Source organism: Kocuria subflava (genome assembly GCF_012163155.1).
Classification (GTDB): domain Bacteria; phylum Actinomycetota; class Actinomycetes; order Actinomycetales; family Micrococcaceae; genus Kocuria; species Kocuria subflava.
On sequence record NZ_JAAVUN010000057.1, the window covers coordinates 1 to 3,998 of the forward strand.

3 protein-coding genes are annotated in these 3,998 nt (G+C 66.4%); 1 reads left to right on the forward strand and 2 read right to left on the reverse strand.

The features are described from left to right. Positions 1 to 245: 245 nt before the first annotated feature. The gene (gene ilvA, locus GTW58_RS12815; RefSeq protein ID WP_119932085.1) at positions 246 to 1,547 is read right to left on the reverse strand and encodes a threonine ammonia-lyase; all 1,302 of its coding nucleotides are present in this window, start codon (positions 1,545 to 1,547) and stop codon (positions 246 to 248) included. After that, a complete protein-coding gene (locus GTW58_RS12820; RefSeq protein WP_119932113.1) occupies positions 1,547 to 3,202 on the reverse strand; it encodes an AI-2E family transporter in 1,656 nt (551 codons plus the stop codon). The genes ilvA and GTW58_RS12820 overlap by 1 nt, the downstream gene beginning before the upstream one ends. An 84-nt stretch (positions 3,203 to 3,286) precedes the next feature. Between GTW58_RS12820 and GTW58_RS12825 the strand changes: the two genes are divergently transcribed. Further along, on the forward strand, positions 3,287 to 3,889 hold the full coding sequence (locus GTW58_RS12825) for a nitroreductase family protein (RefSeq protein ID WP_052209831.1): 603 nt from the start codon (positions 3,287 to 3,289) through the stop codon (positions 3,887 to 3,889). Positions 3,890 to 3,998: the final 109 nt, after the last annotated feature.

Genomic DNA, 3,998 nt, shown 5'->3' on the forward strand with positions numbered 1-3,998 from the left:
CCGCCCCCGCGCCCGCGCGCGCGCCCCGCCCCCGGCGGTCCGCGGGGGGCGGCCGCGCGCGGGGCCCCCCCCCCCCCCGTCGTTGTCGAGACAGCAGTGTCCGGCCCCTGCGCCCGGGCGCGGGTGCTGGGCGCCTTCCTTGAACTGCTTCGCTTGACGTTCTACGGAAGGCGCCCAGCACCCGCTCGTCGGTCGGAGCCGCCCTATCTGCTCACGGACAGCAGCGAGCGGTCAGCAGCAATCGCTCAGTGCACGACGACCGGGCGGTAGCCCTCCGCTTCGAGTGCGGAGAGCACCTGGCGGGAGTGCTCGTGGCCCTTGGTCTCCATGTCGATGGTGATGGAGACATCCCCCATGGCCAGGGAACCGCCGATGCGGGTGTGGTCAACGCCGGTCACGTTGGCATCCAAGCGGGAGATGATGCTGGAGATCCGGGTCAGTTCGCCGGGGCGGTCCACCAGCATCATCTTGACGGTCATGTATCGCCCGGCAGCAGCAAGACCACGCTGGATGACTTTGAGCATGAGCATGGGGTCGATGTTGCCGCCGGAGAGCACCAACACGGTGGTTCCCAGATCCCCGTAGGTTTCCTTCAGGCGCCCGTCCAGCAGGGCAGCCACTCCCACCACACCGGCCGGCTCCACCACAAACTTGTTGCGCTCCAGCATGAAGATCAGGGACTCGGCCAAGCGGTCCTCGGAAACGGTGACGACGTCGTCGGCAAGTTCCTTGATGATCTGGAACGGGAGCTGACCGGGCTGACCCACGGCAATGCCGTCGGCAATGGTGGAGACCTTTTCCAAGGACACCAGGGCGTCACCGGCCAATGAGGGCGGGTAGGCGGCCGCGTTTTCCGCCTGGACACCGATCACCCGGACGGGGCGCCCGCCGCGGGCCTCCCGGGCCTTCAGCGCCACCGTCAGCCCTGCCAGCAGACCACCGCCACCCACACCGGTGAGCACGGTGTCCACGTTGGGGACCTGGTCCAGCAGCTCCAGCCCCAGGGTTCCCTGCCCGGCAATGATGTCCGGGTGGTCGAAGGGGTGGACGAACACCTTGCCGGTGGCTTCCGCCACGCGGCGTGCCTCCGCGAGGGCCTCGTCCACCTTGGCTCCGTGCAGGACCACTTCAGCCCCGTGATCCTGGGTGGCAGCCACCTTGGGCAGCGCAGCACCCAACGGCATGTAGATGGTGGCCTTGATGCCCAAACGCTGGGCCGCCAGGGCAACACCCTGGGCGTGATTGCCTGCAGAGGCAGCCACCACCCCGCGGGCCTTCTCCTCATCGGAAAGCTGAGCCATGCGGTTGTAGGCGCCGCGGACCTTGAAGGAACCACTGCGCTGCAGGTTTTCCGCCTTGACCCAGACCTCTGACCCGATCATCCGGGACAACGCCCGCGAGTGAGCCACCGGAGTGCGTTCAATCACGCCGTCCAACAGCCCGGCGGCACGCTCCACGTCCTCCAACACCACCGGCAAGGAGGCCAACGTGGTGCTCAGATCCCGCTCGGTGGCAGGTGGCTGGGTCAGCAGATTCGGCTCAGTCATCACGCGCGTCCGGGATCGTTCGGGGAATCGGTGTCTTCGATGTCGTCCTCGCGCCGGGCAGCCGGATGAGCACCCGGATCCTGGTCCATGGACTTGTTCTGCGGGAACTCCGAGGAATCATGGTCAGGGCTGCCCACAATGCGTTCGGGGCTCTCCCGTCCGGCGTCGCGACCCAAACCGTGCGGCATCCGAGCTGCCTCAGAAGTCTCTGCAGCCGTGGCCGGACGGGTCATCACCGGAGTGGTCTTGTCATCGGAATCGGCGATGCGAGCCGACACGGAGCGGTCGTCACGGCGCTTCTCCGAGGCCTGGACCTTCTCCGCCGCGGAGACAGCCAATTCCTTCTCACGCTCGGCGGCTGCCTTCTCCACTTCCTTGTTCTGCTTGCCGGCTTCCTGGTTGCGCTTGGAACGGGAGAACCGGCGGAACTGCTGAAGGACCTGTTCGCGGGTGAGTTCTTCCTTCTTGGCCAGCTTGCGGATCTCCCACGGGAAGTAATTGGGTTGCCAGGCGATCTCTGGATCGTTACGCCAGCCCTGTGCGGCCAGGTAACGCATCACGGAGTTGACCACGGCCAACAACGGGACGGAGAACAGTGCCCCCAGGATGCCTGCGGTCACGGAGCCCGTGGCCACGGCCAGGAACACGGCCAGGGGGTGCAGGGAAACGGCCTTGCCCATGATCAGCGGCTGCAGGATGTTGGATTCGACCTGCTGCACCAGCAGCACCACACCCAGCATGGCCAATGCGATCCAGGGGCCGTTGGCCACCAGAGCCACCAGCACGGCAATCGCGCCGGTCACCACGGCACCCACCATCGGGATGAAGGAACCCAGGAACACCAGGATGCCGATCGGCACGGCCAGCGGGACCCCCAGCAGGAAGGCACCCAGGCCAATGCCCACGGCGTCGATGAAGGCCACAAAACCCTGGATGCGCACGAATTGCACCAGGGACAACCAGCCACGGCGTCCGGCCCCGTTCACGGCCGGGCGGGCGGGGCGCGGGAAGAGCTTGACCAGGAACAGCCAGATCTTCTCCCCGTCGGCCAGGAAGAACAGCAAGGTGAAGAGCATGATCAAGGTGCCCGTCACAATGGTGCCTGCTGTGGAACCGAAGGAGATGGCGCCGGAAACGATTGCGGAGGAGTTGTCCTGCAGGGTGGAGAACCCCTGGTCCACCCACTGGTTGAGAGTTTCCGTGGAGATGTCGAACGGAAGGTCCTCGATCATGCCCAGCAGCGTGTTGATACCACGCATGGCGGAATCGGAGAGCTGGCTGAAGCCCAGGATGATCTGCTGTCCGGCCAGCGCCAGCAGACCCAGGACAGCCACGATCAGACCGAGCTCCACCAGCGCTGCAGCCGCAAAGGTGGGGAACCTCTTGCTGCGCAGCCACGTCACGGCCGGCGACACCAGACCAGCCAGCAGGGCAGCCAGCAACACCGGGATCCACACGGTGGTGAAGTAGGCCATCAGCCAGCCAACAACCAGCAGCGCGGCAACAATGATGATGACGCGCCAGGACCAGGCAGCGGCCACGCGCACAGAGACGGAAACGCCGGAGGAATCGGATTCGGAACCGACCGGCAGCTCCGGTTCGGCTATCCGTGCAAGCTTCTTGCCTGCCTCCGTTTGAGAGTTCGATGAGGACATGAGGTACATGTTCCCATTGATTTATTCATATGGAGGACATCGTGAACACGGTCACGCACCCAGTTGAGGTGTCATGATGGAGGCATGTCCACCCACTTCTTGAGGATCCTCACCCAGCGCCGCCCGGCCCCCGCGCTCACCGCGGAGGCTCCTGCCCGTGAGGAACTCGAGAAGATCATTTCTGCGGCAGCCGGGCCTCGGGTCAAGGGCCGCCCGCTCACATGGCGCCTGGTGGGCACCACCCGGGGCCAAGCCACCGAGCTGGCTGCAGCATTGTCCGGACTGAAGACCATCCCGGACCTCAAGCAGCCCACCGCGCGCCTCAAGGGCAAGAACATGCGCCGCTTGGCAGCTTTCCGGGGTTCCCTGGCCTTTGCCTCCAACGGCGGCCTTGCCCTGGCTCTGGTGTTCCACCCCAAGCGAGGATCGGATCTGCCCAAACGTGCTCAGCACGGCGAGGCCCTGGGAGCACGCCTGCTGCTGGAAGCCGCTTTCTACGCCAGTGGCTGGGCCACGCAGTGGTCACCGCGCCAGAGCCCGGACCTGGAATTCCTGGGTGAGTTCTACGGCCTGGACGCCGACGAGGAAATCCTGGGCTGGCTCTTCGTGGGCCGCCCGGACACCCAGGTCTCCAGCGATCACGCCGCCACGTTGCCCGCCCGTCCAGCACCTCTGACCTTCCGCTGACACTGCTCAGCACGTTCCCTGCAACGACGTAGCGCCCCCCCCCCCCCCCCCACGGGGGGGGGGGGCGGCCGGGGCGGGGGTGGGGCGCCCCCGGCGCGCGGGCCCGCCC

Excerpts from the sequence above, each read along its gene's own strand:
- ilvA (WP_119932085.1), bottom strand. The coding sequence starts at position 1,547 with ATGACTGAGCCGAATCTGCTGACCCAGCCACCTGCCACCGAGCGGGAT.
- GTW58_RS12820 (WP_119932113.1), bottom strand. The coding sequence starts at position 3,202 with ATGTCCTCATCGAACTCTCAAACGGAGGCAGGCAAGAAGCTTGCACGG.
- GTW58_RS12825 (WP_052209831.1), top strand. The coding sequence starts at position 3,287 with ATGTCCACCCACTTCTTGAGGATCCTCACCCAGCGCCGCCCGGCCCCC.